Source organism: Chryseobacterium populi, from assembly GCF_000282115.1.
GTDB classification, from domain to species: domain Bacteria; phylum Bacteroidota; class Bacteroidia; order Flavobacteriales; family Weeksellaceae; genus Chryseobacterium; species Chryseobacterium populi.
In genome coordinates this window covers 19,851-42,955 of record NZ_AKJY01000050.1, presented here as the reverse complement: position 1 = coordinate 42,955, position 23,105 = coordinate 19,851, and the positions used below count along the sequence as shown (strand labels likewise).

Below are 23,105 nucleotides of genomic sequence, written 5' to 3'. Positions count from 1 at the left end.
ATCAGGGAGTTTAGGGATTAATTATTTCTATACTCCCTTTTTTCCGTTTAGGATCATTTCAATCATTTTGATCTTTCTGTTTTCTCTTGTTTCCGGTTTCTTAGCTTCCTCGATCCAACGGATATACTCTTTTTTATGGGTATAACTCATTTTATCAAACAGATTCTTTGCATCGGGGTTTTCATTAAAAACAAAAATGATATCATCTGCAATTTCAACGGTTCTTTCCTCTTTATCTTCAAAAAGAGAAACAGAAATCTCATCCCCAAAAGTTTTCCCGAGTTCTTTTCTTATTTCTTTGGTTAATCCCAGAATATGGCAGTCAGATTTCATTTTAACCAGGCTTCCACGATATTCTGTTTTTCCGTCAAAGAGGGCTTTAATTTTCACCTGTCCTTTTTTCCCGAATAATTCTTCAGTAGAAAAAGGGAAATCTACAAAGGCAGCATCCATCTCTCCGTTTTGTTGAATTGGTGCTGAAAATTGAATAGGTTTAGAGTCCATACAGAAAATAATATTAAGTTCATCAAAAATAAAAAAACCGTGAAAACAAATTTCACGGTTTTGAAAATATATTCAATGAAAATATTATTTCTTTTTAGCTTTTACATGCTCTGGCTTTGCAGCTTTTGTTTTGGTATCGGCCGGAGGGTTTTCATCTCTGATCAGGTTTAATTCATCAATCAGTCTTCTTGCTCCTGCATATTTGTCGATTGTCCAAAGAACGAAACGAACGTCAACGTTGATGGTTTTCTGCCATTCCTGTTCGAAAACAATATCCCCGCTTAATGCTTCACTGTTTCCGTCAAATGCAATACCGATAAGGTTTCCGTCACCATCAATTACGGGAGAACCGGAGTTACCACCTGTGATATCATTGTTGGAAAGAAAGTTTACCGGCATATATCCTTTAGCATCAGCATATTGTCCGAAATCCTTCATATTATAAAGGTCGATTACCCTTTGAGGAAGATCAAATTCTTCATCTCCTTTTTTATATTTACCTACCAAACCGGTCATATCCGTATAATAGTTATCAGTAACCCCGAAATAATTTCTGTCGGTTCTGATTGGCAATTTATCTACCGTTCCGTATGTTAATCTCATCGTAGAGTTGGCATCCGGATAGAATTTCTTCTCAGGCATAGATTTCATTAGGCCGGCTAAGAATAAACGGTTGTTTTTAGCAAAGAAATCATCAATTTTAGAGAATTTCTCAACAGACATCTTCTGATCAGCAGCAAGGCCGTTTGCAATTTTCCAAAGAGGATCTGCATCAAGCTTCAGTGCATCCGGATTCAGGAGGAAGTTCGTTGCAGAAGTTTTGTTAGCAAAAATAGAAGAATAAGCTACGTTTGATAAATTCTTAGCATCCAATCCCAAAATAGTAGCGGAAGCAATATCTTTATTCGTTACTCTTGACTGGTAAAGGTTTACCATAGAGTTGATCATTTCACCCTCTAAAGAAGGATTGAAGTTTTCATAAGCAGACTTGATTGCCGCTTCTACTTTTGGCTTCATAGCCAGCCTTCCCTGCATATCCTGTGCCGCGTAAGTTTTAAGTACAGAACCTAACTGGTAAGCAAGGCTGATGTATTTTGAGTTTCTTGAAAGCTGAGACATATAATTTCTCTCAACATTTCTGTCAGAAACCTGCTTGTAATAAATTTGGATGTCTTCCAATACTCCGTCGTATTCTGTATTTCCCGGCTGTGCAGACCATTGTCTGTAAGTTGACTCGATATTTTGCTTGTCAGTGATCGTTCCGTTTTTGATGACGGCATCAATGGTTCCCTGTCTGTTTTTCCAGTAGTTTGCCACAGAAGCATATTGAGAAGCATAATTAAGCTGAGTCGCTTTATCTTTATCCATATACTTCTTCATTACATCCATTGCTAATTTAGAAGCTTCTACCCAAGCCGGATAATCTTTATTGACCATCTGTTGGATGCCATATGACGTTAAATAACGGTTTGTTCTTCCCGGATATCCTAAAATCATTGAGAAATCACCAGGTTTAACTCCTTTAAGAGAAACAGGTAAAAAATGTTTAGGCTTTAAAGGAATATTGCTTGGAGAATATTCTGCAGGATTGCCTGCAGCGTCAGAATACACTCTGAAAACGGTGAAGTCTGCCGTATGTCTTGGCCATTCCCAGTTGTCTGTATCACCACCGAATTTACCTAAAGATGAAGGTGGAGCACCTACCAGTCTGATATCTTTATAATCCTGGTAAACAAAATAATAGAACTCATTTCCGTTAAAAAAATCTCTTACTACCACCGTATATTTTCCGTTTTCAGAGTTTTCAGCCTGAATCGCTTTTGTTTCAGCATCGATTACTGCTTTTCTCTGTTCGCCGGTCATTGTATTATTGAGTTTAGAATTGATTCTTTGCGTAGCATCATCCATTCTTACCAAAAATCTTACATAAAGATCTTTTGCATTAAACTCATCTTTTTGCTTCATTGCCCAGAATCCGTTTTTCAGATAATCTTTTTCCGGTGTAGAAGCTGCTGCTACAGCGCCATAACCACAGTGGTGATTGGTAAAAATAAGTCCTTTATCAGAAACAATTTCCCCTGTACAGAATCCTCCAAAGCTTACGATAGCATCTTTTAAGCTTGAATTGTTTACCGAATAAATTTCTTCAGGAGTCAGATGCAAACCTTCTTTTTGCATGTCAACACCATTTAATCTTTTGATGAGCATTAGCAGCCACATCCCCTCATCCGCCCTCATTTGGGCAAAGCCCAGTAAAAAAGTGAATAGTAGAAATAGTCTTTTCATTTTATAAATTAATTTTTGTGACGCTAATTTACTAATTTTTACGATATTCTGCCCGTGATTGGTATGAAAATGGGAGGATAAGCTTCATGAAAAAAATATTTATACTGCTTTTGGCGATTTTATTTTTAGGAATCATTTTAAATTGCTCGTCAGCACAAATTAAAAATAAGCATATCCAAAGAGAATGGATGCTGGTATCTTTCGGGAGTTTTTCTAAAGATCAATTGATTAAAAATAGAGCAGGAATCAATTTGACCGCTAAAATTGAAAATGGGAAAATACGTGGCGGAGCTTTTATGGGATGTAATAAAATGTTTTTTAATTCCGAATTTAAAAACAATGGAAAAGTAAAAATAACAGGAGTTGGAAGCACCCTTATGGCATGTGAAGATATGAATCTGGAAACCTCATTTACAAAAAGCTTTGAAATGATGACGAAATATTCCGTGGAAGGGCACTTTCTTACCCTGTCTGATAATAAAGGCAATTCTATGAAATTTGTAGCATCGGATTGGGATTGATTTGTACATAATGATCCCGAAGGTAATAAGTAAAAAAGTCCGCAGTTTCGCGGACTTTCTTTTGGTTGAAAAATCTAGTTTATTACCGGTTATTAGTTTTTGGAATTGTTTTTTTTATTTCTTCCAAGGTGGCGGTATTTGGGAGGCCGGCTACATTATTATTTGTGTTCCTAGAATTATTTGCCTTTTTTGTTTGTCTGTTGGGTATGGTTGCCAGCATTTCTTCAAAACTTGCTGTATTGGGAAGCAGTTTCCCCGTGTTATTGGAAGCAGCAGTAGCGGGCTTTGATTCCTGCTTTACTTCAAGTCCCTGGTCGGAGGCCAATATAGTTTGAACGGTTTTCTTTTCTGCTCTTTCTTTAGCTTCTTTCAGCATTTTAGTTTCAAAGTCTTTGGCCTGCTTCAGGGTCTGATCTTCCTGAACCGGAGGAGCCATTTTATTTTCCTGGGCATAAATGCTTAAGCTTAATGTTAATAATGCCGTAATATATAATGTTTTCATGATGGTTTATTTAATGCTTACTAATACTTTAATTTTTCCGGTTTCATTCTGGCTGTAATCCTGAAGGGCTTTTCCAATGACCTGTCCTACTTTTACTTTTTTAAGATTGGCTTTCATGGCTACGCCGGGTTTGGATGAAGTCACCAAAAGGTCACCTCTTTTTATCTTACCGCCTTCCAGGCATACTTTGGTAGGGACAACCCCGATTACTCCCATCGGAACTTTGTCTGAAATATCCGTATCTATATGTTCTTCAGTAAGTAATACACCCGGTTTTGTAGCATAAACGCCTGCTACAAGGGTAGAATAAGGTTTGGATGATTTCTCTACCGTTCTGTCTGAATTTGTGGAAATGACTAAAATATCTCCGGTTTCGTAATGTGAAATATTACCCTCTACATCAAACGCTTCTGCTACGTCAGCACCACTGGACTGAGTTCCTCCGTTAAAGAAACCCCTGCCTGCAGAATTGATACGGGCAACATTTACGGTTCCGGGATTTCCGGATTTAAATAACGCCAATGAACCATTGCTGTGGCCTTCGACCGTAAGAACGGGGTTTGTATTTGCCGTATTATAATTTACAAATCTTGCAGCACGTCCTGTACCGAAATTAGGGACCCACGCGTAAATGGCACTTCCGCTTCCGTCAGCTGTGGTTTCTACACCATCACCTGTGTTAGAGGCATTTGCAGTGATCCCGTTTCCGTTTCCGTCTGCTATTGCAATCAGGGCAGGACCGTTTCCGGAAGGGTTTGAGGCATGGAATAACCCTCCAAAACCTCCTGTTCCGGAAGAAATTCCATAAACTCCGGCAGTTCCGAAATTGGCAAATTGTGAGTTGACTTCACCTCTTACGGCAGCAGAGGTCCCGGTTACTTTATCTACTTTAAAGTTTCCGGCGATACCGTTTCCTACAGTAGTCACTGTTATTACATCGCTGGTATTGGATTCATTGAAAATATTAAACCTTCCTGCACGTCCTGTTGCAAAAGATGGAACCCAGGCATATAAAGCATTTCCGCCGCCATCAATATTGGCTTCTACGGCGTTTCCGTCTTTACTTGCATTGGCTGTAATGGCGTTTCCATTTCCATCAGTTATAGCAACCAGTGCCGGCCCGTTTCCGGATACATTGGAAGCGTGGAATAACCCTGCAAAACCTCCTGTTCCAGACGAAATCCCAAAGATCCCGGCAGCTCCGAAGTTTCCGAATATGGTTTTCACTTCACCTCTTACGGCAGCAGCTACACTGTTTGTATTATTTACCAGAAATGATGCTGCATTTCCTTGCGTATTATCGGGGATATTTCCATTTCCATTGGTTTCTACTTCAAATGTATTTTTATCATTGGTCGCATTGAAGTTTTCAAAACGGCCTGCACGCCCTTTACTGTTATTGAGTCCGATTTGACCCAGAACACCAATTGCCGTTCCTGTTGTATTGGTTGCAATAAAACCTCTTACTCCATATCCGCCGCCATCGTTTCGGCCTACTACGGCTCCTGCAATATCACTGGTATTTCTTCCTACTACAGCTTCTCCGCCTCCGGTATTGTCACCCACGAGACCAGCAGAGGTCTGGGTAGAGGTAATTCCATGCAATGCAAATCCAGCCGTTGTAGAACTGCGAACACCGGCACCGTTTCCGGAGGTGGAAACATTGACAACCGTTCCGTTTCCTACAGAGTTTACATTAAGGGCATTATTGTTATTGGCGTTATTAAAGATGGCAATTGTTGCCGGAATACCACTATTACTGGTTGCATTCAAACCTGTTCCTGTGTTGCTGTTTGCATAAACTCCGAATCCATTGGCACTTGAGTTTCCATAAACTCCAAGACCGTTTGGCGTAGTTCCGTAAACTCCCCATCCGCTTCCTGCCTGGCTTCCCCAGACCCCAACTCCCAGGCCGCCTGTACCATTATTGATACCGCGAACTCCGGCTGAAAATCCTCCCGGAGTTGTACTGCTTACAATACCTCTTACGGATGCAATATTGGATGTGGCTGTGTTGTTTACCCCTTCCACAGAGGTGCCGTCACCATCATTGATTAAGGTAAATAAGGTTCCGGCATTGTTTACAGTATTGGTGTAAGGAATTGCAAAACTTCCACCACCTCCGCCAGCTGTTTTGGCATACATAGCATAAGGAACGCTTAACAGTTGGCTTGTTCCTGTGATGGTGTAAGTTGTGCCACCGGTTGGGTCAGTTTCTGTTTTTAGATAATAGCTTCCGGCAGACCAGTTGATTGTGTTGAAGGTTCCTGTAAGCACAGTTCCTGTACCTATCTCAAGGCTTATGAGTCCGTTGGCATTGGTGTTTCCTGTTAATCTTTCGGAGTATACTGCCGGACCGGCTGCGGATCCCTGTAATATACTTACTCTCATCCCAATACTCTGATTAAGTAATAATTGTCCCGAAATATTACGGACAACAGCCTGATAGCTCATTTTTTCAGGAGCTTGTGCCAAGGCCGTAAAGAGCCCGAGCATTATCCCCATCGATAATAATATTTTTTTCATGGTAGTTATTTTTTAATGATTTTAAATGTTTTGATGTTTTTACCTTCTTGATTGATTCTGATGATATACATTGCAGAGGGAAGAGATGAAAAATTAAATTCAGACATTGATTGTGTGATTTTATCTTTTTTAATCAACTTACCCTGTGCATCAAATAATTGGTATTCCGAGTTTTTGTAATTGCTTACTGTGAAATCTAAATACAAATAATCTTTAAAAGGGTTTGGGTATAGGAAAATACCGTCTTGTGTAACTGTAGTTTCATCGGTAGACAGGGTGGAGATTTCATAGGCTTGCTGTACGCCTTCCATTACCTGAGAGTTGCTGCCTTTGTTGAGGTAAGCAGCCTGACCTACACTGTAAGAAACTGAGCCGTTGCCTCCGTTAGCATTTGTTCCCGTTGCCAAAACAGCTGATTGTGCTTTCAGTTGCCCGGTTATGATAAACAGAATGAAAAAGAAGCAGTGAATAGATGTTCTTTTCATGTAAAATAGTTTTGTGATTATTAATTGGTATGTCCAGAATCTCATCGATTTTTGGAAGACTAAATTACCACATATACAGGACGGATATTTGAAAAATAGATAAACGACACAAAAAATCGACGAATGACAAATGTGGAGTTATTTTTTGGAATTTATTGAAAATCAATAAGTAGCGATTTTATTTTTTTTGATCAAAAAATGAAAGGTTGTCTTTGTAGGTTCTTCCGATTGGAAGTTTGATCTGGTGGATCAGTTCTACTTCATGAGTGTTTTTACTGCGGATGAGATGTCTGGGAACAGCGTAACTTCTGTGTATTCTGATGAAAGAATCAAAAAAGCTTTTATGCAGAAGATTACCTAAAGAATCTAAAATGCAGTGCTTTTTTTCGGGGGTTATAATTCTCGTATAATCTTTCAGCGCTTCCAGATACAGGATATCGGTGATTTTGACCTGAGAGATTGTACTTCCTTCTTTTATTTTAATGCTATTTTCTCCCAAAAGTGTATCAAAACATTCACATTTTTCTTTCATTTCAAAAAAATCGAATAGCTTTCGCATCGAATGATGAAAACGTTCTGTTTTTAAAGGTTTTGGGATGAAATCAAGAGAGTCGAGTTCAAATGCTTCAATGGCGAGCTCTGAATGTGAGCTGATAAAGATACAGACAGGAATTTTATGGGCCAATTTTCTGAATTCAATTCCGCTCATTCCGGGAAGGCTGATTTCAATAAATAAAAGATCAATGGGAAGCTCAAGATAAGGAACTGCTTTTTCCGCTGAATCGAAAGAAGCAACAATATCTATATTCTCATATTGTTTGAGATGGTGGTGAAGAACCAGCCTGTCCAGTTCATCATCATCAATAATCATACATTTAATATTGGTAATCATGAGCTTTGGATGTTATTTTTATTAATTTTTAAATTTTAAGAAATAAAACGTAAAAATTTCTTTCATAAAGTTATTAAAAATATGCAAATCAACAATATTATAAATTTAAGTTAGTGTTAAATCATTGCTAAGGTTAAGATATTCTTGCATTTTCTGTTTAAAAATATTAACTTGTAAATCTCATATAATAGTAAAGAAATTAATGCTAGAAAAGAAAGAACATAATTACGAGAATGCTGTTTTGGTAGGCGTTATTACACAAAACCAGGATGAAGAAAAACTGACGGAGTATATGGATGAATTGGAGTTTTTGGCTTTCACAGCAGGAGCAACCGTACAAAAGCGTTTCACTCAAAAATTAACTCAGCCTGATTCCAAAACCTTTATTGGAAGCGGGAAAGCCCAGGAAATAAAAGAATACGTAAAAGAACACGAAATAGGAACTGTCATTTTTGATGATGAATTATCTCCTTCCCAACTGAAAAACCTGGAAAGAGAAATAGAAATTAAAATCCTTGACAGAACCAACCTCATCCTTGATATTTTTGCACAAAGAGCCCAGACTTCCTATGCAAGAACTCAGGTGGAACTGGCACAGTACCAATATCTTTTACCCCGGCTGACAAGAATGTGGACCCACCTTGAACGTCAGAAAGGGGGTATCGGGATGAGAGGCCCCGGGGAAACGGAAATTGAAACCGACCGCCGTATCATCCGTGACAGAATTTCCCTGTTAAAAGATAAATTGAAAACCATTGACAAGCAGATGGCAACACAGCGTAATAACCGCGGAAAAGTTGTTCGTGCTGCTTTGGTAGGATATACCAATGTGGGAAAATCTACCTTGATGAATGCTTTGTCAAAATCTGAAGTTTTTGCTGAAAACAAGCTGTTTGCAACACTGGATACTACCGTAAGAAAGGTGGTTATCGGAAACCTGCCGTTTCTTCTGACAGATACTGTAGGGTTTATCAGAAAATTGCCCACCCAATTGGTGGAATCTTTTAAATCAACTCTGGATGAGGTAAGAGAGGCGGATCTGCTGATCCATGTTGTGGATATTTCTCACGAAAGTTTTGAAGACCATATCGAATCTGTAAATCATACTTTAATGGAAATCAATGCGCATCAGAAGCCAATGATTATGGTTTTCAATAAAATCGATGATTTCAGCTATGAAAAAAAGGATGAAGATGACCTGACCCCTGCTACCAGAAAAAATATTTCTCTGGAAGAATGGAAGAAAACCTGGATGGGCAAATCTAAGTATCCAACGGTATTTATTTCGGCTTTAACGAAAGAAAACTTTCCGGAAATGAAGAAAATGATCTATGATGAAGTGATGAAAATTCATATTTCAAGATTTCCTTACAATGACTTTCTTTTCGAGTATTTTGACAATGACGAAGAAGAAAATAACAATTAATGAAATATCCCTTTTTCCTTCTGCTTATTTTTATTTCGGTTTTTGGTTTTAGCCAGAAGTCAAAAATCGATTTTAAAAGTATAGAAAAAAGTATTAAAGATCCAAAATCTCCCTATCCTCATGACAGGCTGGTTTTCAAATATAAAGGGATTCCCAAATCATTGGATAGCATAGAAGCGCAGTACCTTTATTATGGCAGAAATTTCCAGAAGAATAAAGTCTCAACTTCGGATGATGATTTTAAAGGCCTCACAGAAGCATTTAAGAATAATAATTCTGACGACTGCATCAGATTAGGGAAGATTTTATACGATAAAGATCCAACTAACCTGGACGTTATACTGATTTTATTACGGGCTTATGATTCTAAAAAAGATATAAGCAACTTTACACACCATCTCGCACAGCTTCGCCTTTTAACAGACGCTATAAAAAATTCCGGAGACGGGAAAACTGAAAAAACAGCCTACAATGTCAACTCGGTAGGAGATGAATACATTTTTCTTAACCTCCTGAATGTAGGGCAGGATTATACCAGAAGCACAAAAACATTGAGAGATGGTGTAATGGATATATGGGAAAAAGAGAATAGCAAAATATACATCAAAGTACTTTATTTAGACCTTTAAAAAACAATTTAGTGGAATTATATTATTCATTTTCAGCCTTAATCGTTTTGGCATCCATATTCTCATACATCAATTACAGATTTTTAAAACTTCCGAGTACGATCGGGATTATGGTGATCGCCATTGTGGTTTCCATTATTCTTGTTCTATTTGGAGAAAGCTTTCTGCCAAGAACTTTCGGACATCTTAATAACCTGATGAACGGGATTGATTTTACAGAAGTTCTGATGGGAGCAATGCTTAATTTTCTTCTGTTTGCAGGAGGAATTCATATCAATATCAACGATTTAAAGGAACAGTTCCGGCCGGTAGTGATATTTTCTACAGCAGGAGTTGTGATTTCCACTTTTGTGGTAGGCTTCGGAATGTATTATTTATTACCTTTTGTAGGGTTTAAGATTCCGTTTATTTACTGTCTGGTTTTTGGAGCATTGATCTCACCTACCGATCCGGTGGCCGTTTTAAGCATTTTAAAACAGGCGAAAGTTTCAAAATCACTGGAAACAAAAGTGGCCGGAGAATCTCTTTTTAACGATGGTATGGCGGTTGTGGTTTTCACTGTCGTTTTGCAGCTGGCAGTCGGAAAAGAAGTGGATCTGGGTGTTGAAAGTATAGGCTTATTATTAATTAAAGAAGCAGGTGGAGGACTTTTACTGGGTGTTTTACTGGGCTGGATCACCTCAAGGCTGATGCGTGAAGTGGATGACTATATTATTTCTGTTCTGGTAACGCTTTCTGTCGTAATGGGCGGTTATCTTATCGCCAGACAAATGCATATTTCCGGACCGCTGACGATGGTTGCTGCAGGATTGTTTATGGGTAATTTTAATGTGAAATTTAAAATGAAATCAATAACCCAGGATTATCTGATTAAGTTCTGGGAATTAATAGATGAAATCCTGAATGCCGTTCTTTTCCTGTTCATCGGTTTTGAACTTTTAATGATCAAAGATTTGAGCCACTTTATCATTCCGGGGCTTATGGCGATCGTTGTTGTTTTATTGGCAAGAGTTGCTTCCATCTGGATTCCTACAAGGTTTATGTCTTTCAGGACAAGGTTTAGCCCGCAGACGGTAAAAGTGCTGGTTTGGGGCGGAATCCGGGGTGGGGTTTCCATTGCTTTGGCGATGTCTATTCCTAAAGGAGAGTACAGTGAAACTATTTTAAGCATTACTTATTGTGTCGTAGTATTTTCTATTATTGTTCAGGGGCTTACCATTGCGAAAGTGGCCAATCCTAATAAGATTGCAAAAGAAGAAGAGGAGCAGGAAAGTATTGCTTTAGATAAAAATCATTAAATAATTAAAGCACAATGAGTAGTAGTATCGTCAAGGAAATACAGGAAGCATTGGCCGTTTTATCCATTCCTGAAAAAGCAGAATTTTTCCCCAGATTCTTCAAAACAGGAAAAGGAGAATATGCTGAAGGTGATCTGTTTTTAGGAGTGAAGGTTCCGGATCAGAGGTCTGTAGCCAGAGCATATTATTCAAAAATTTCTTTGGATGATCTGAGTAAGCTGCTTTCGTCAAAATATCACGAACACAGGCTTACGGCTTTATTTATGCTGATTTCTAAATTTGAAAAAACAAAAGATCAGATTGTAAAAGATGAAATTGTCAATTTTTATCTTGAGCATTTACAATATGTCAATAACTGGGACCTGGTAGATTCAAGCTGTTATAAAATTTTAGGCAGATATGCCTTTGAAAATAAGAAAGAAGAGTTATTGAGAAGGCTTTCGGCTTCCGGAGAAATGTGGCACAAAAGAATTGCGGTGGTTGGAACCATGCATTATGTGAAAAAAGGCTCATTTGAGCTGACGAAAGAATTTGTTACCAATAATTTAAAGCATTCCCACGACCTGATGCACAAAGCAAATGGGTGGCTGTTGAGAGAAATGGGACAGAAAAATGAAATGGAATTAATTAACTATTTAAATAAATACTACAAAGAAATGCCCAGGACATGCCTTAGATATGCCATCGAAAAACTTGATGAAGAAATAAGGCAGGATTATCTTAAAGGCAGAATTAATTAGTACAGGATTCAAAATAGCAATCGGTACAAAGCATTTTAAAATAGAATTAAGTAGTTTTGTCTTTTAAAATTCAATCATGAAAATTTTTCTCAAGCGGTTTATTCTGTTATTTCCTCTGTTATTGCTGACAAGTTGTTTTGACATTTTAGATAAAGTCAATGTAAAAGCAGATGGAACCGGAGAATATACCATTATTCTGAATGCAAGCAAGAGTAAAACCCGGCTGGCTTCCATTTCTAAAATGGAGACAGTGAACGGGAAAAAAGTTCCGAAAAAATCTGAAATTGAAAATAAAATCAATGAAGCGGCAAAAATATTCAGGGCAACACCGGGGATCAGCAATGTGAAGACAACGATGGATTTTAATAATTATATCATCAAATTGAGCTGTAATTTCAAAAAAATTGAAAATATCAATGCCGGGCTGGAACAGTTAAAAAATAAAAATATTATAGGGAAAATGGTTCCTACGCAGATCTACAGTCAAAATGCAGGGAATAAATCATTTACCAGAAACAAAATAAATACCTTCAAAAATGATTATGACAAGATGAGTAAGGCAGATAAAGAAATCTTTAATAATGCCAGATACACTTCTGTGCTGCAGTTTGAAAATATGATAAAATCTCAGACAAATGCTGCCTACCTGCTTTCTCCCAATAAAAAAGCGGTGAAGATGGAAGCGAATATTTTAGATTTAATCATTCAGAAAAAACAATTACAAAATAATATCCTCTTCCAATAATTTAATCCTAAGCCATGAAATCTATTCTATTAAAAACACAAATAATTACATTCCTGCTTTTTGGTTTTGCCTTTGCTTTTGCACAACAAAGCATGAAAATCCCTGGTGATGCTGCATTTTATATGGAGATCAACGGTAAGCAGCTGAATAAAAAAATGAATTGGGGAAAATTAAATCCTTTTTTACAGGGAATAACCAAAAAAGATAAAAAAAATAAAGAAAAACCTTCATGGAATGATTATTCCAAAACGGGGATTAAATACGATGCCACGCAATATCATTATGCTGCCTTTAATGATTCTGTGCAAACGTACACGACTCATTTTATTTTAGATAACAAAGAAAAATTCCAGGAATTTATTAATTCTGTAAAGAAAAAAGGATTGGAGATTTCTAAGAGAAACAATTATTCCTATGTTGATATAGACGATGACGTTTTCGTTGCATGGAGCGGCGACCGGGCTGTTCTCAGCATGATAAACTATAATAAGCCTCAGAAAGATCTGTGGCTGGATGAAGCTGTGGCAGATAGTGTTGCAGTTGTTGCAGACAGTGCTGTTGTTGCCATTGACAGCGTTTATGCCGAAGAACCGGAAAAACCGTTTGACTATAAAGAAGAAATACAGTACCTGAAAGATGACATCAAATATTTAAAAGACAATATCAAAGATAATAATGCTGAAATTGCCAGAATTCAGAAGGATATAAAATATCTGGAAAAACACCATCAGTATCCGGAAGAAAAAAAAGACACAACAGATACGGAATATTCAGAAAATCATGATGAGGCCTCACCGGCTCCCGAAATGGAAGAACCGGAAGCTGTAGGAACCGAAGAAGACATCGCATTCCAAAAAGAAATGGATTCTCTGCGCATAGAGAAGTTTAAAATCGTGAAAAAATTTGCAGAAGATTCATTCGACAGATACTTCAGCTCCAATCTGGAAATTGATGTCCCTAAGGATATGCTTTCTTTCCGGGATCCGGATTCAGATGTCTTTGTTTATACAGATTATGGAAGAATAGTTAACGAAGGGCTTTACGGGAAAATGATGAAACGCTATAGTTTCAGCAGGTTTTTTGAAAAAGCATACAATTCAAATTCTTCATACAATTTATATTTTGACAAAGACAAAGTAAAGCTGGTTAATAACTATCAGCACAAAGATGCCGAAACCCAGAAAAGTATTTCATCGGTTTATAAAGGAAAGAAAAACAGAAAACTGACAGCACTTATCAATGATAAAAGCATCGGATATTATGCAATCAATGTAAACGGGGTTAAGTATTTTGATATGATGTACAGCCTGCTTAAAGATACGGGAGAAGGTGAATATCAGAAAGAAATGGATCTGATGATGGAAACCATGAAAATTATTCTTGATGAAGAAGCTATAGCCAAAATAGCACCCGGAAACGGAATTTTTGTTTTAAATGAACTAAAACCAAAAACGGTAGAATATACAGATTATGATTACGATGATGATTATAACGAAAAAGAAGTGAAAAAAACGAAGGAAGTTATGATCCCGAATTTCATTTTTGCTTTCGCTACAGAGAATGAGAAATATTGGAGCCGTGTTTTTAATCTGTTAATTACAAATAAAGAATTAGCTAAAAACTTCTCTAAAAAAGGAGATTTTTATGCATTTAAAGAAGAAGGGAAAAACAATGGCTACTTTGATCAGTTATACTTTACGGTAAAAGACGGAATTGTATATCTTACTACTTCTACAGATAACCTCACCCCAAAAAGTCAGTCTGAAATTTCTAAAAAATGGGCAAAAGATTCATCTAAATATTCTTTATCCGGAAGGTTGGATATACAGAAGCTTTTAATAGGACTGGAAAAAGAATTCAAAAGTGCTTCCGAAAGAAAAACACTGGATGTGCTGAGAAAAAATATTGGCGAGCTGTATTATAAATCAGAAGTAAAAGGAGAAAGCGTACAAACAGAAATAGATTATAACATCAGAGATTCAGCCGAAAATAGTCTGATGTATTTCTTCGATTTGTTTGACGAGATTTATAAAATCCAGGAAGCAGAAAAAAAGCCACAAATATTATAAATGAAAAGGAATAAGCTTATTGTACTATGTATTTTCCTATTGGCACTGGTCTTTTATTTTATATTTTTCCATAAAAATAAAACATTAAAGTTTATCCCTGGAAATGCAGATGTAGTGGTTTTGCTGGATGTGAAAAAACTGGGAGGTCAATATATTTACAGTCTGACTACCCATCCTTCTTTGTGGTTTGACGAAAAAAAGAAAAGGAAAGATGAAAATTCGTTAAGAGATTCCGGGGTGAAAATTCCTGATTTTTTACAGATTTTCCACCTCAAAAACACCGGATATTCAGATTGGTATAGTGTCATTGAAGTTAAAGATCACGAGAAGTTTTTAGCTTTTTTAAAAATACAAAAGTTTGTAAACAAAGGTAAAAACACCTTTCAGAAAGATCAGTTTTTTCTTAAAATAGACGGTGAAAAATGTATTTTGGGAACTTCTGATCTGGCTTTTGAAAATATAAATCAGCAGCTTTTCCGATCTTCCGGGAAAAAGAATTTAAATGCAGATAAATTTATTGATGATACAGTAGGAAGTATTTCATTTATTTCAGGAGAAAAGATCCGGAATTTTTCTATTGAGCTGAATGCTGATGACATTGAAATAAAAAACACCTCAAAAATAAAGGCTTTTAATTCAATCCTTGCTATGGCAGAGCAGAAGACCAGCTTTTTAGAAATGGAACTGGATGCTGCCAATGTAAAAACATTGACCGGATTTTTTAATAAAAGTTTCAGCAATTCCTCGGAAATAAGTTATATTAGAGCATCAGCTGAGCTTGAGCAGGTGAATGACACCATCATCAGTTACGGGTATGATGATAATTTTAATGAAGTGGAAAAGAAGACGTATCAAAAGATTATTCAGCCCAATTATGTGATTGAACTTCAAAGCAAGGCTCCTGAAAAGACATGGGAATATTTCCGGAATAAAAAATGGATTAACCCTCAGAATCAATTCACAGTCATTCCGTTCCAGCCCAATAATATTGCAAGAAATAAAAATGGGTTTGAAATAAAATCAACCAGAAAAACGATACCATCATCCCAAAAGCTAAAAGAAAACTTTATTTTCATTAAATATAACAACTTGCTGGTTTCTTCAATCAGTACATTAAGCGTTGCTGAAAAAAAGATAATTTCAGAGATGGATTATATTTTTTACGGAAATAAAGCACAGGATTATTATGTAAAGTTAAAAGCCAGGAAAGGAGGATTGCCATTAATTTTAAGATGGTAAAATAACTGCTCAAATCCAAAATTTAATAAGTAGGCATGCTCTCAGAAACGATATTGATAAAACCCTTTGTTCATTACTTTTTACATCTGGTTTTTCCGGTGTTTATTGCGTTGGTTTTTTATCGTGAAAACTGGAAGAAAGTTTATCTTATTCTATTGGCTACTATGCTGATCGATCTTGATCATCTGTTTGCAAACCCTGTTTTTGACCCTTCAAGAAATAGTGTGGGATTTCATTTTTTACATTCTTACTATGCTCTTGCTGTGTATTTTTTGATGCTCTTTTTCAAAGGCAATATCAGGATCATAGGTATAGGATTATTGTTTCATATTTTCACCGATTTTCAGGATTATTATTTCTGGACTCATTAAAATATGATTAATATTTTCTTTTGATATTTCAAATTTCATTGATTTTTTGTATTTTGTAGACACGTATGAAATTAAAAGAACTTTTACATTATACTTATATTTTTCCTGTTCTGGCAGTGGGATATTACTTTTCAGGCTTAACGGGGAGGGGTGTTATTTATGATGTCATTACAGGTCTTTTACTGACCGGGAGTGTGTTGTCGGCAGTTCATCATGCCGAAGTGGTTGCCCATAGAGTAGGAGAACCTTTCGGAACGATTATTCTGGCGCTTTGTATCACCATTATTGAAGTTGCTTTAATCATCTCACTCATGGTGGCCGGTGGAGATCAGGCGATCACACTGGCCAGAGACACGGTTTTTGCTGCGGTCATGCTTATTCTTAACGGTATTTTAGGAATCTGTATTTTAGTGGGTGGGGTGAAGTATTATGAACAGTTTTTTGCAAGAACCTCAGCGACCACTTATCTTGTAAGTATTGTTTCTATTTTGGTTCTTACGCTTGTACTTCCCAATTTTACATCCAGCGTCAACGGGCCTTTCTATAATGAAGCCCAGCTCACTTTTGTTTCTATTGCCTGTCTGGTAATCTATGGAGTATTTTTAATGGTTCAGACGGTAAGGCACAGAAGCTATTTTATTATTCCAGATAAGCATCCTGAAGAGCTTTATATACCTTCTATGGTTAAAACTTCAATAGGCTTTGTTTTTCTTGTGGCATGTCTTGCTATTGTAGTATTGATGGCTAAAGGGCTTTCCACATCGATTGAGACTATGGTTCAGGGATTTGGGGCCCCAAAATCTCTTGTAGGAGTTATCATTGCTGCCGTTGTTTTACTTCCTGAAGGTGTTGCTGCGATCAGGGCGGCAAGAAGCAATCAGATACAATCCAGTTTAAATCTGGCTCTGGGTTCAGCTTTAGCGAGTATAGGCCTTACTATTCCTGCGGTATCGGTAGTTTGTATTATGTATGATATCCCTTTGGTTTTAGGATTAGATAAAAAAGATATTATTCTGCTCTCTTTATCTGTGTTTATCGTCATGCTGTCTTTAAGCAGGGGAAAAACAAATGTCCTCTACGGAACGGTTTTACTGGTCAACCTGGCGGCTTATATTTTTACAGTGATTGTTCCTTAATTCGGGTTCCTTGCCATTTCCATTTTATGGGCCATTAGCCTGGCGATATTTTCAGATTTATAAATCGCCATATCAGCATTTTCGCCGATGAAATTTTCTTCAATTGTATTTCTCCATAGTTCGAGCCATTTGTCGAAATGCTTTTTCTCCATAGCTTCCACTTGATTGATAGGAAAATGAACAGCCATTGGGTTTCCTTTATAAGACATTTGCCCGAAAAGAATGGTTTCCCAGAAAGAATACATCTTTGGAAGGTGCTTATCCCAGTCAATTCTGGCTACATCATTAAAGAAAAATGCAATTGTTTCATCTTTAACTACTTTTGCATAAAACGAATTGACAAGATGCTCAATGTCTTCTCTTGTTTTAAGTTTTTTCATACCTCAAATTTAGTATAAAATCAATTTAAAAATTCAAATGTCAGCTTGATAAAATTCATGAAAACAATATTTTATCTTTGCATATTGTAACTTTGAAAATAAAAATAGCTGTTAAGGAACAAGATTATTTTAAAATCAGTATACTTTTAGGATTCAGAGATTTGCGATTAACCCTTAAAACAATAATCATTAAAAAAATGGCAAGAGGATTCAGACAAAAAATTCGACAAAGAAATACTGAAAACAGTGGTTTCGGAAGTAATGCTTCCGGAAGGTTTATCAATAAAGATGGTCTGCCGAATGTTCAGAGAAGAGGAGTGAATGTTTTCAACAGGCTGAGCTGGTACCATACCATGCTCAACCTATCGACTTTCCGTTTTCTTTCTTATCTGGTGATTGCCTATATCTCAATCAACCTTCTTTTTGCCATGATTTATTTTCTGATAGGAGTGCAGCATCTCACGGGAATTGATAAAAGTACCCCATCCAATGAGTTTATCGATGTGTTTTTCTTCAGTTCCCAAACCTTTACCACAGTAGGATACGGAAGAATTGCTCCGGTAGGTTTTACGGCAAGTTTAGTCGCTACATTTGAAGCTTTCCTGGGATTGCTTACCTTTGCGATTGCTACGGGTTTGTTTTATGGGAGGTTCTCAAGGCCGAGAGCTTATCTGAGATTTTCGGATATTGCAATAATCGCTCCTTTTAAAGACTCAACCGCTTTAATGTTCAGGTTGGCTCCTTATAAAAATAATGCTCTCACGGATGCAGATGTAATTGTATCTACAGCAATAGAGGTTATTGAAGACGGAGTTCCTAAAAGCAATTTTTACAGGTTGGAAACCCAGCTAAGTAAGATCAACACATTGGCTCTGAACTGGACGGTTGTTCATAAAATAGATGAAAACTCTCCTTTCTATGGCTTTTCCGAAGAGGATTTTAAAAATACGGATATCGAAATCATTGTTCAGGTAAGGGCATTTGATGAAGTGTTTTCAAATACAGTAGTGCAGAGGTCATCCTATGTAACCAGTGAAATCATTTATGGTGCAAAGTTTACTCCGATGTATTATCCGGATAAAGAAAACATTTCTACAATTCTGGATCTTGATAAAATCAATGAATATCAAAAAGCAGATCTTCCCGTTTGGGCAGAGGAAGAAAAATAAATGGATTTAGAACTTTATAAAAAACAGGCCTTACAAAAGCAAAAAGAACATAAAAAAATTTTAGACGGATTGAAAAAAAAACCGCCTAAAAATCTTGATTATGTAGTTCAGGAAACCCATGACGAAGTTTTTGAAAAGATAGATTGCCTGCAATGTGCCAATTGCTGCAAAACTACAGGACCTTTGTATACCGAGAAAGATATTGAGCGGATTGCAAAACATCTCCGGATGAAACCTGCCGATTTTGAAGCTAAGTTCCTGAGGATAGATGAAGATAATGATAAAGTTTTACAGAACCTTCCATGCTTTTTCCTGAATCAAGACAATACCTGTTCCATTTATGAAGTAAGGCCGAAAGCCTGCCGTGAGTATCCGCATACCGACAGGAAGAAGATTTATCAGATCAATAATCTGATGATAAAAAACACCGTAATTTGTCCGGCTGCCTTTGAATTTGTAGAAAAAATTATGAAAAATTTAGGAAAATAAGAGATAATCCCAATTCGTCTTAAAGAATTATAAAGTACGTTAAATAAGAAGGTTGCACATAATTTAATAGAAAATGTGTCGTTTAAAAAATACTAAACAATCATTTAAATATTACATTATGAAAAAGTTATTCTTAACAGCAGCATTCTCATTAGTCGGAGTAATCGCTGTATCAGCTCAAACTCAACCTCAAAAACCGGTTGAAAATACCAATAACCAGACGACTACTCAAACCCAACAACAGAATACACTGGGAACAGCGGGATCTACGACCGATGTGAACACCAATACCAATGCCTCAACAACAGGGAATACGACGGCTACGACAACAGTGGATGCTACGGCAAACACAACTGCAACTCCTAATGAAACAGTGAGTGCAACTGCCGACACAAGCATGGAGGCTACAAAACCTGCTGAAGCAACAAAAGAAGAAAAGAAAGCTAAAAGAAAAGCAAAGTCGAAATAAGTTATTTTTAAAAAGTAGAAATTAGCAATCCTGAAATAATTTATTTCAGGATTTTTTTTCGATTTCAAGTATCCTGAATCTGACCATCTTTTTAATAAGCTCCAAAGGGAGTTTTTCAGTAACGGGAAATTGTACGGCGCCTTTTGAAAATTTATAGCAGGCTGCAATAAAGTCTTTTTCGAAATTCTTAATGCCTTCTGCACCGGGATAAAACCCGATATGCTTTTTATACCCCGCAAAATAAATCAGGGGCTTGTCCTTATATTTAAAAGCAGGCATCTGGTAACCAATATATTCTGTAATATCTGTTTCCTCAGAATGAATGGCAGCTCTCATCTGATCCATTTTTTCCTGCACTTCTTCAGGAAATAAAAGAATATATTCATCAATAGTTTTAAATGCCGTTTTCATCGTATAAAAATAAAAAAAGCATTGAATATTTCAATGCTTTCTCCTTTCACTTTTTACTTTTTTCCCATTTCCCCGGGACAGGTTATAAGAAAAAAGGTCGGGAATTTTCCCAACCTTATATTTTATTTATACAACTCCCTGAGCCAGCATAGCTTCTGCAACTTTCACGAAGCCGGCGATATTAGCACCTTTTACGTAGTTTACATAGCCATCTTCCTCTTTTCCGTAATCTCTGCATGCCTTATGGATTCCGATCATGATTTCTTTCAGTCTTGCATCCACCTCTTCAGAAGTCCAGTTAAGACGGATCGAGTTTTGAGTCATTTCCAATCCTGAAGTAGCAACACCACCGGCGTTAGAAGCTTTTCCCGGAGAGAACAGTACTTTGCTGTCCAGGAAATAATTGATGGCATCTAAAGTAGAAGGCATATTAGCCGCTTCAGTTACACAAAGACATCCGTTTTCAACTAATTTTTTAGCATCTTCAAAATCCAGTTCGTTTTGAGTTGCAGATGGAATAGCAACATCACATTTTACTTCCCAAGGACGTTTTCCGGCATGGAATTCTGCAGACGGATATTTTTTAGCATAATCCTCAGCCCTGTTGTTTCCGGAAGATCTCAATTCTAATAAATAATCAATTTTTTCTCCGTCTATACCATCTTTGTCATAGATATATCCGTCCGGACCTGAAATCGTTACTACTTTTCCTCCAAGCTCAGATATTTTTTTGATAACTCCCCAGGCTACGTTTCCAAAACCTGAAACGGTTACTGTTTTATCTTTAAATGTTTGTCCGATAGTCTTAAGCATCTGCTCAGCAAAGTAAACCACACCATATCCTGTAGCTTCGGGACGGATTAGAGAACCTCCGTAAGCAAGACCTTTTCCTGTAAGAACTCCCGTAAACTCATTTCTGATTTTTTTGTACTGGCCGAAAAGGTATCCAATCTCTCTTGCACCTACACCGATATCTCCGGCAGGAACGTCTGTTTCAGGGCCGATATGCTTGCATAATTCAGTCATGAAAGCCTGGCAGAAACGCATTACTTCCATATCAGATTTTCCTTGCGGATCGAAATCCGAACCTCCTTTTCCACCTCCCATCGGAAGAGTAGTCAATGAGTTTTTGAAAACCTGCTCGAAAGCTAAGAATTTAAGAACAGATAAATTTACAGTAGGATGGAAACGGATTCCGCCTTTATATGGTCCGATTGCAGAGTTCATCTGAATTCTGAAACCTCTGTTTACCTGAATTTCTCCTTTGTCATCAACCCATGGAACTCTGAAAATAATAATTCTTTCAGCTTCAGCCATTCTTTCAAGCAGCTTCATTCCTGTATACTCCTTTTTGGTCATAATAAACGGAATTACAGTTACGGCAACTTCTTTTACAGCTTGTAAAAATTCTGGCTCATTAGGGTTTTTTGCTTCAATTTTTGCAATAAACTCCTGGATTTTCTGGTCAATATTATATTGTTCCATATAGTAAGGTTGAATATTATTGCCAACAAATTTAATTTTTTTTTCAAGATTCACAACACCTCATTTGATGATTGCTGAAAATTTAATAATAATGTGCGGTAATATTATTAAATTAATAATTTGTGATTAAATTTTATTAAAAATTAAATGTTATCTATTAAATAATGTAATATTAAGAAATGGTTAAATTTCAAATTGCAATAAATTGTCTCCCGGAAAATGATTTTACTTTCCCTAAAAGCTCTAATTCTAAAATTACCGGTAAAATTTTATAGGAAGAGATAGAAATTTTATGGGCCAGATCGTCCAGAGAAATTTGTGGGTTTTTGTCGATATATTGATAGATTAATTCTTGATTTTCAGATAATTGTATGGTATGGCTGCTATGTGGAAAAAGCTCCTCTATTTTATGTTGGGAATTATTAAATCCTAAAATCTCAATAAGATCTTTTATGGTAGAAATTGTAGCTGCCTTATTCTGAAAAATAAGCTGATTGCACCCTTGGCTGTATAAATCTGTAATTTTTCCGGGAAGTGCAAAAACATCCCTGTTATAGTTATTGGCATAGGTTGCTGTATTTACGGAACCACCTCCAAAGCCGGTTTCCACTACAACCGTTGCAGGAGACAACCCCGCAATAATCCTGTTTCTCTGGATGAAATTTTCCCGGTCAGGTTTTCTCGAAGAATTGAATTCTGTAATTAAAGCACCACAATCCTCAAGAATTTTTTCGGATAGTTTTTTGTTTTTTGAAGGATACAAAGTGTGAAAGCCATGAGCCAGAACGGCAATTGTGGGAATTTTATGATGAATAGATTGCTCATGAACTTCTTTATCCACGCCCAATGCCAAACCACTTACGGAGATAAAACGGGAAGATTTTGGTGCTTCAAAAAAATCTTTTACAAACTGTTTTCCATAGGAGGTAATATTTCTGGTCCCGACAATACTTAACGGCTTTAAGGTGTTGGTAAAATCTCCTTTCTGATATAGAATGGCTGGAGCATCTTCGCATTCACTGAGGAGGAAAGGAAGTTCGTCAAAATGTTTTAGCCTGATCCGGATGTTATTCTTTTCACAAAACGTCAATTCTTTTTCAGCGAAATTCAGGTGATTAATATTTCCAATGTCTGAAACTGTTTTCCGGCCAAAGCCTTCCGGTTTATGATATTCTTTTCTGGCATACTCCCAGGCGTTTTTTGCGCTCCCAAAAGTCCTGATGAGTTTGGCAAAGTTAATGTCACCAATTAAGTTGCATTCGCGTAACGCGATTGCATAAAGATGTTCTTCGGAAATCATGTGTGTTTTTATTCAAATGTAACGAAATAAGTT

The 23,105-nt window shown here is 36.8% G+C and carries 23 protein-coding genes; 13 read left to right on the top strand and 10 right to left on the bottom strand.

The window, feature by feature from the left end:
- Window positions 1–27 precede the first annotated feature (27 nt).
- Together PMI13_RS13030 and PMI13_RS13025 are read right to left on the bottom strand one after the other, a co-directional pair.
- A complete protein-coding gene (locus PMI13_RS13030; protein ID WP_007844455.1) occupies window positions 28–504 on the bottom strand; it encodes a YdeI/OmpD-associated family protein in 477 nt (158 codons plus the stop codon).
- Between the two features lie 84 nt (window positions 505–588).
- Window positions 589–2,790, bottom strand: a complete 2,202-nt coding sequence (locus PMI13_RS13025) for a S46 family peptidase (RefSeq protein WP_007844452.1) — start codon at window positions 2,788–2,790, stop codon at window positions 589–591.
- Window positions 2,791–2,876: 86 nt separating this feature from the next.
- Here PMI13_RS13025 and PMI13_RS13020 point away from each other — a divergent pair, with 86 nt between their 5' ends.
- The gene (locus tag PMI13_RS13020; protein WP_007844451.1) at window positions 2,877–3,311 is read left to right on the top strand and encodes an META domain-containing protein; all 435 of its coding nucleotides are present in this window, start codon (window positions 2,877–2,879) and stop codon (window positions 3,309–3,311) included.
- Window positions 3,312–3,393: 82 nt separating this feature from the next.
- Here the strand turns inward: PMI13_RS13020 and PMI13_RS13015 are convergent, their stop codons facing one another.
- The 4 genes from PMI13_RS13015 to PMI13_RS13000 all read right to left on the bottom strand — a co-directional run bounded on the left by PMI13_RS13015 (window position 3,394) and on the right by PMI13_RS13000 (window position 7,716).
- The gene (locus PMI13_RS13015) at window positions 3,394–3,813 is read right to left on the bottom strand and encodes a hypothetical protein (protein WP_007844449.1); all 420 of its coding nucleotides are present in this window, start codon (window positions 3,811–3,813) and stop codon (window positions 3,394–3,396) included.
- Window positions 3,814–3,819: 6 nt separating this feature from the next.
- On the bottom strand, window positions 3,820–6,339 hold the full coding sequence (locus tag PMI13_RS13010; protein ID WP_007844447.1) for a beta strand repeat-containing protein: 2,520 nt from the start codon (window positions 6,337–6,339) through the stop codon (window positions 3,820–3,822).
- 5 nt (window positions 6,340–6,344) lie between these two features.
- Window positions 6,345–6,824, bottom strand: coding sequence for a T9SS type A sorting domain-containing protein (locus tag PMI13_RS13005; RefSeq protein ID WP_007844445.1), 480 nt, complete (start codon window positions 6,822–6,824; stop codon window positions 6,345–6,347).
- 178 nt (window positions 6,825–7,002) lie between these two features.
- Window positions 7,003–7,716: a LytR/AlgR family response regulator transcription factor gene (locus PMI13_RS13000; protein ID WP_007844442.1), complete on the bottom strand. Its 714-nt coding sequence runs from the start codon at window positions 7,714–7,716 to the stop codon at window positions 7,003–7,005.
- Window positions 7,717–7,918: 202 nt separating this feature from the next.
- On the opposite strand from PMI13_RS13000, the gene hflX reads away from it, so the two are divergent.
- From hflX to PMI13_RS12955, 9 genes are all read left to right on the top strand, one after another.
- Window positions 7,919–9,142: a GTPase HflX gene (gene hflX, locus PMI13_RS12995; protein WP_007844441.1), complete on the top strand. Its 1,224-nt coding sequence runs from the start codon at window positions 7,919–7,921 to the stop codon at window positions 9,140–9,142.
- Window positions 9,142–9,771 (top strand): DUF4919 domain-containing protein, encoded by a 630-nt coding sequence (locus PMI13_RS12990; RefSeq protein ID WP_007844439.1) that lies wholly within the window; start codon window positions 9,142–9,144, stop codon window positions 9,769–9,771. Before hflX ends, PMI13_RS12990 begins: the two co-directional genes overlap by 1 nt.
- 11 nt (window positions 9,772–9,782) lie before the next feature.
- Complete coding sequence (locus PMI13_RS12985) at window positions 9,783–11,069, top strand: cation:proton antiporter (protein ID WP_007844436.1); 1,287 nt, start codon at window positions 9,783–9,785, stop codon at window positions 11,067–11,069.
- A gap of 14 nt (window positions 11,070–11,083) precedes the next feature.
- Window positions 11,084–11,809, top strand: coding sequence for a DNA alkylation repair protein (locus PMI13_RS12980; RefSeq protein WP_007844434.1), 726 nt, complete (start codon window positions 11,084–11,086; stop codon window positions 11,807–11,809).
- Window positions 11,810–11,885: 76 nt separating this feature from the next.
- A complete protein-coding gene (locus PMI13_RS12975; RefSeq protein WP_007844432.1) occupies window positions 11,886–12,554 on the top strand; it encodes a hypothetical protein in 669 nt (222 codons plus the stop codon).
- 14 nt (window positions 12,555–12,568) lie between these two features.
- Window positions 12,569–14,623: a hypothetical protein gene (locus tag PMI13_RS12970; RefSeq protein ID WP_007844429.1), complete on the top strand. Its 2,055-nt coding sequence runs from the start codon at window positions 12,569–12,571 to the stop codon at window positions 14,621–14,623.
- Window positions 14,624–15,862 (top strand): hypothetical protein, encoded by a 1,239-nt coding sequence (locus tag PMI13_RS12965; RefSeq protein WP_007844426.1) that lies wholly within the window; start codon window positions 14,624–14,626, stop codon window positions 15,860–15,862.
- Window positions 15,863–15,897: 35 nt separating this feature from the next.
- Window positions 15,898–16,233, top strand: coding sequence for a DUF6122 family protein (locus tag PMI13_RS12960; protein WP_007844424.1), 336 nt, complete (start codon window positions 15,898–15,900; stop codon window positions 16,231–16,233).
- A 65-nt stretch (window positions 16,234–16,298) separates the two neighbouring features.
- The gene (locus PMI13_RS12955; RefSeq protein WP_007844423.1) at window positions 16,299–17,369 is read left to right on the top strand and encodes a calcium:proton antiporter; all 1,071 of its coding nucleotides are present in this window, start codon (window positions 16,299–16,301) and stop codon (window positions 17,367–17,369) included.
- Here the strand turns inward: PMI13_RS12955 and PMI13_RS12950 are convergent.
- Window positions 17,366–17,749 carry a group III truncated hemoglobin gene (locus PMI13_RS12950; protein WP_007844420.1) on the bottom strand — a complete coding sequence of 128 codons (384 nt, stop codon included), beginning with the start codon at window positions 17,747–17,749 and terminating at the stop codon, window positions 17,366–17,368. The two genes, PMI13_RS12955 and PMI13_RS12950, sit on opposite strands and share 4 nt — an antisense overlap.
- Window positions 17,750–17,946: 197 nt before the next feature.
- Between PMI13_RS12950 and PMI13_RS12945 the strand changes: the two genes are divergently transcribed.
- The 3 genes from PMI13_RS12945 to PMI13_RS12935 all read left to right on the top strand — a co-directional run bounded on the left by PMI13_RS12945 (window position 17,947) and on the right by PMI13_RS12935 (window position 19,876).
- Window positions 17,947–18,918 (top strand): ion channel, encoded by a 972-nt coding sequence (locus PMI13_RS12945; protein WP_007844417.1) that lies wholly within the window; start codon window positions 17,947–17,949, stop codon window positions 18,916–18,918.
- Window positions 18,919–19,407: a YkgJ family cysteine cluster protein gene (locus PMI13_RS12940; protein WP_007844415.1), complete on the top strand. Its 489-nt coding sequence runs from the start codon at window positions 18,919–18,921 to the stop codon at window positions 19,405–19,407.
- 118 nt (window positions 19,408–19,525) lie between these two features.
- Entirely contained in the window at window positions 19,526–19,876 is a 351-nt protein-coding gene (locus PMI13_RS12935) for a hypothetical protein (protein WP_007844413.1), read from the top strand.
- Between the two features lie 45 nt (window positions 19,877–19,921).
- On the opposite strand, the gene PMI13_RS12930 is transcribed toward PMI13_RS12935, so the two are convergent.
- The 3 genes from PMI13_RS12930 to dprA all read right to left on the bottom strand — a co-directional run bounded on the left by PMI13_RS12930 (window position 19,922) and on the right by dprA (window position 23,072).
- The gene (locus PMI13_RS12930; RefSeq protein WP_007844411.1) at window positions 19,922–20,287 is read right to left on the bottom strand and encodes an iron chaperone; all 366 of its coding nucleotides are present in this window, start codon (window positions 20,285–20,287) and stop codon (window positions 19,922–19,924) included.
- Window positions 20,288–20,413: 126 nt separating this feature from the next.
- Window positions 20,414–21,772, bottom strand: coding sequence for an NADP-specific glutamate dehydrogenase (gdhA, locus tag PMI13_RS12925; RefSeq protein ID WP_034669662.1), 1,359 nt, complete (start codon window positions 21,770–21,772; stop codon window positions 20,414–20,416).
- Between the two features lie 190 nt (window positions 21,773–21,962).
- Window positions 21,963–23,072: a DNA-processing protein DprA gene (gene dprA / locus PMI13_RS12920; RefSeq protein ID WP_007844408.1), complete on the bottom strand. Its 1,110-nt coding sequence runs from the start codon at window positions 23,070–23,072 to the stop codon at window positions 21,963–21,965.
- Between the last annotated feature and the right edge of the window lie 33 nt (window positions 23,073–23,105).

Excerpts from the sequence above, each read along its gene's own strand:
- PMI13_RS13030 (WP_007844455.1), bottom strand. The coding sequence starts at position 504 with ATGGACTCTAAACCTATTCAATTTTCAGCACCAATTCAACAAAACGGA.
- PMI13_RS13025 (WP_007844452.1), bottom strand. The coding sequence starts at position 2,790 with ATGAAAAGACTATTTCTACTATTCACTTTTTTACTGGGCTTTGCCCAA.
- PMI13_RS13020 (WP_007844451.1), top strand. The coding sequence starts at position 2,877 with ATGAAAAAAATATTTATACTGCTTTTGGCGATTTTATTTTTAGGAATC.
- PMI13_RS13015 (WP_007844449.1), bottom strand. The coding sequence starts at position 3,813 with ATGAAAACATTATATATTACGGCATTATTAACATTAAGCTTAAGCATT.
- PMI13_RS13010 (WP_007844447.1), bottom strand. The coding sequence starts at position 6,339 with ATGAAAAAAATATTATTATCGATGGGGATAATGCTCGGGCTCTTTACG.
- PMI13_RS13005 (WP_007844445.1), bottom strand. The coding sequence starts at position 6,824 with ATGAAAAGAACATCTATTCACTGCTTCTTTTTCATTCTGTTTATCATA.
- PMI13_RS13000 (WP_007844442.1), bottom strand. The coding sequence starts at position 7,716 with ATGATTACCAATATTAAATGTATGATTATTGATGATGATGAACTGGAC.
- hflX (WP_007844441.1), top strand. The coding sequence starts at position 7,919 with ATGCTAGAAAAGAAAGAACATAATTACGAGAATGCTGTTTTGGTAGGC.
- PMI13_RS12990 (WP_007844439.1), top strand. The coding sequence starts at position 9,142 with ATGAAATATCCCTTTTTCCTTCTGCTTATTTTTATTTCGGTTTTTGGT.
- PMI13_RS12980 (WP_007844434.1), top strand. The coding sequence starts at position 11,084 with ATGAGTAGTAGTATCGTCAAGGAAATACAGGAAGCATTGGCCGTTTTA.
- PMI13_RS12975 (WP_007844432.1), top strand. The coding sequence starts at position 11,886 with ATGAAAATTTTTCTCAAGCGGTTTATTCTGTTATTTCCTCTGTTATTG.
- PMI13_RS12970 (WP_007844429.1), top strand. The coding sequence starts at position 12,569 with ATGAAATCTATTCTATTAAAAACACAAATAATTACATTCCTGCTTTTT.
- PMI13_RS12965 (WP_007844426.1), top strand. The coding sequence starts at position 14,624 with ATGAAAAGGAATAAGCTTATTGTACTATGTATTTTCCTATTGGCACTG.
- PMI13_RS12960 (WP_007844424.1), top strand. The coding sequence starts at position 15,898 with ATGCTCTCAGAAACGATATTGATAAAACCCTTTGTTCATTACTTTTTA.
- PMI13_RS12955 (WP_007844423.1), top strand. The coding sequence starts at position 16,299 with ATGAAATTAAAAGAACTTTTACATTATACTTATATTTTTCCTGTTCTG.
- PMI13_RS12950 (WP_007844420.1), bottom strand. The coding sequence starts at position 17,749 with ATGAAAAAACTTAAAACAAGAGAAGACATTGAGCATCTTGTCAATTCG.
- PMI13_RS12945 (WP_007844417.1), top strand. The coding sequence starts at position 17,947 with ATGGCAAGAGGATTCAGACAAAAAATTCGACAAAGAAATACTGAAAAC.
- PMI13_RS12940 (WP_007844415.1), top strand. The coding sequence starts at position 18,919 with ATGGATTTAGAACTTTATAAAAAACAGGCCTTACAAAAGCAAAAAGAA.
- PMI13_RS12935 (WP_007844413.1), top strand. The coding sequence starts at position 19,526 with ATGAAAAAGTTATTCTTAACAGCAGCATTCTCATTAGTCGGAGTAATC.
- PMI13_RS12930 (WP_007844411.1), bottom strand. The coding sequence starts at position 20,287 with ATGAAAACGGCATTTAAAACTATTGATGAATATATTCTTTTATTTCCT.
- gdhA (WP_034669662.1), bottom strand. The coding sequence starts at position 21,772 with ATGGAACAATATAATATTGACCAGAAAATCCAGGAGTTTATTGCAAAA.
- dprA (WP_007844408.1), bottom strand. The coding sequence starts at position 23,072 with ATGATTTCCGAAGAACATCTTTATGCAATCGCGTTACGCGAATGCAAC.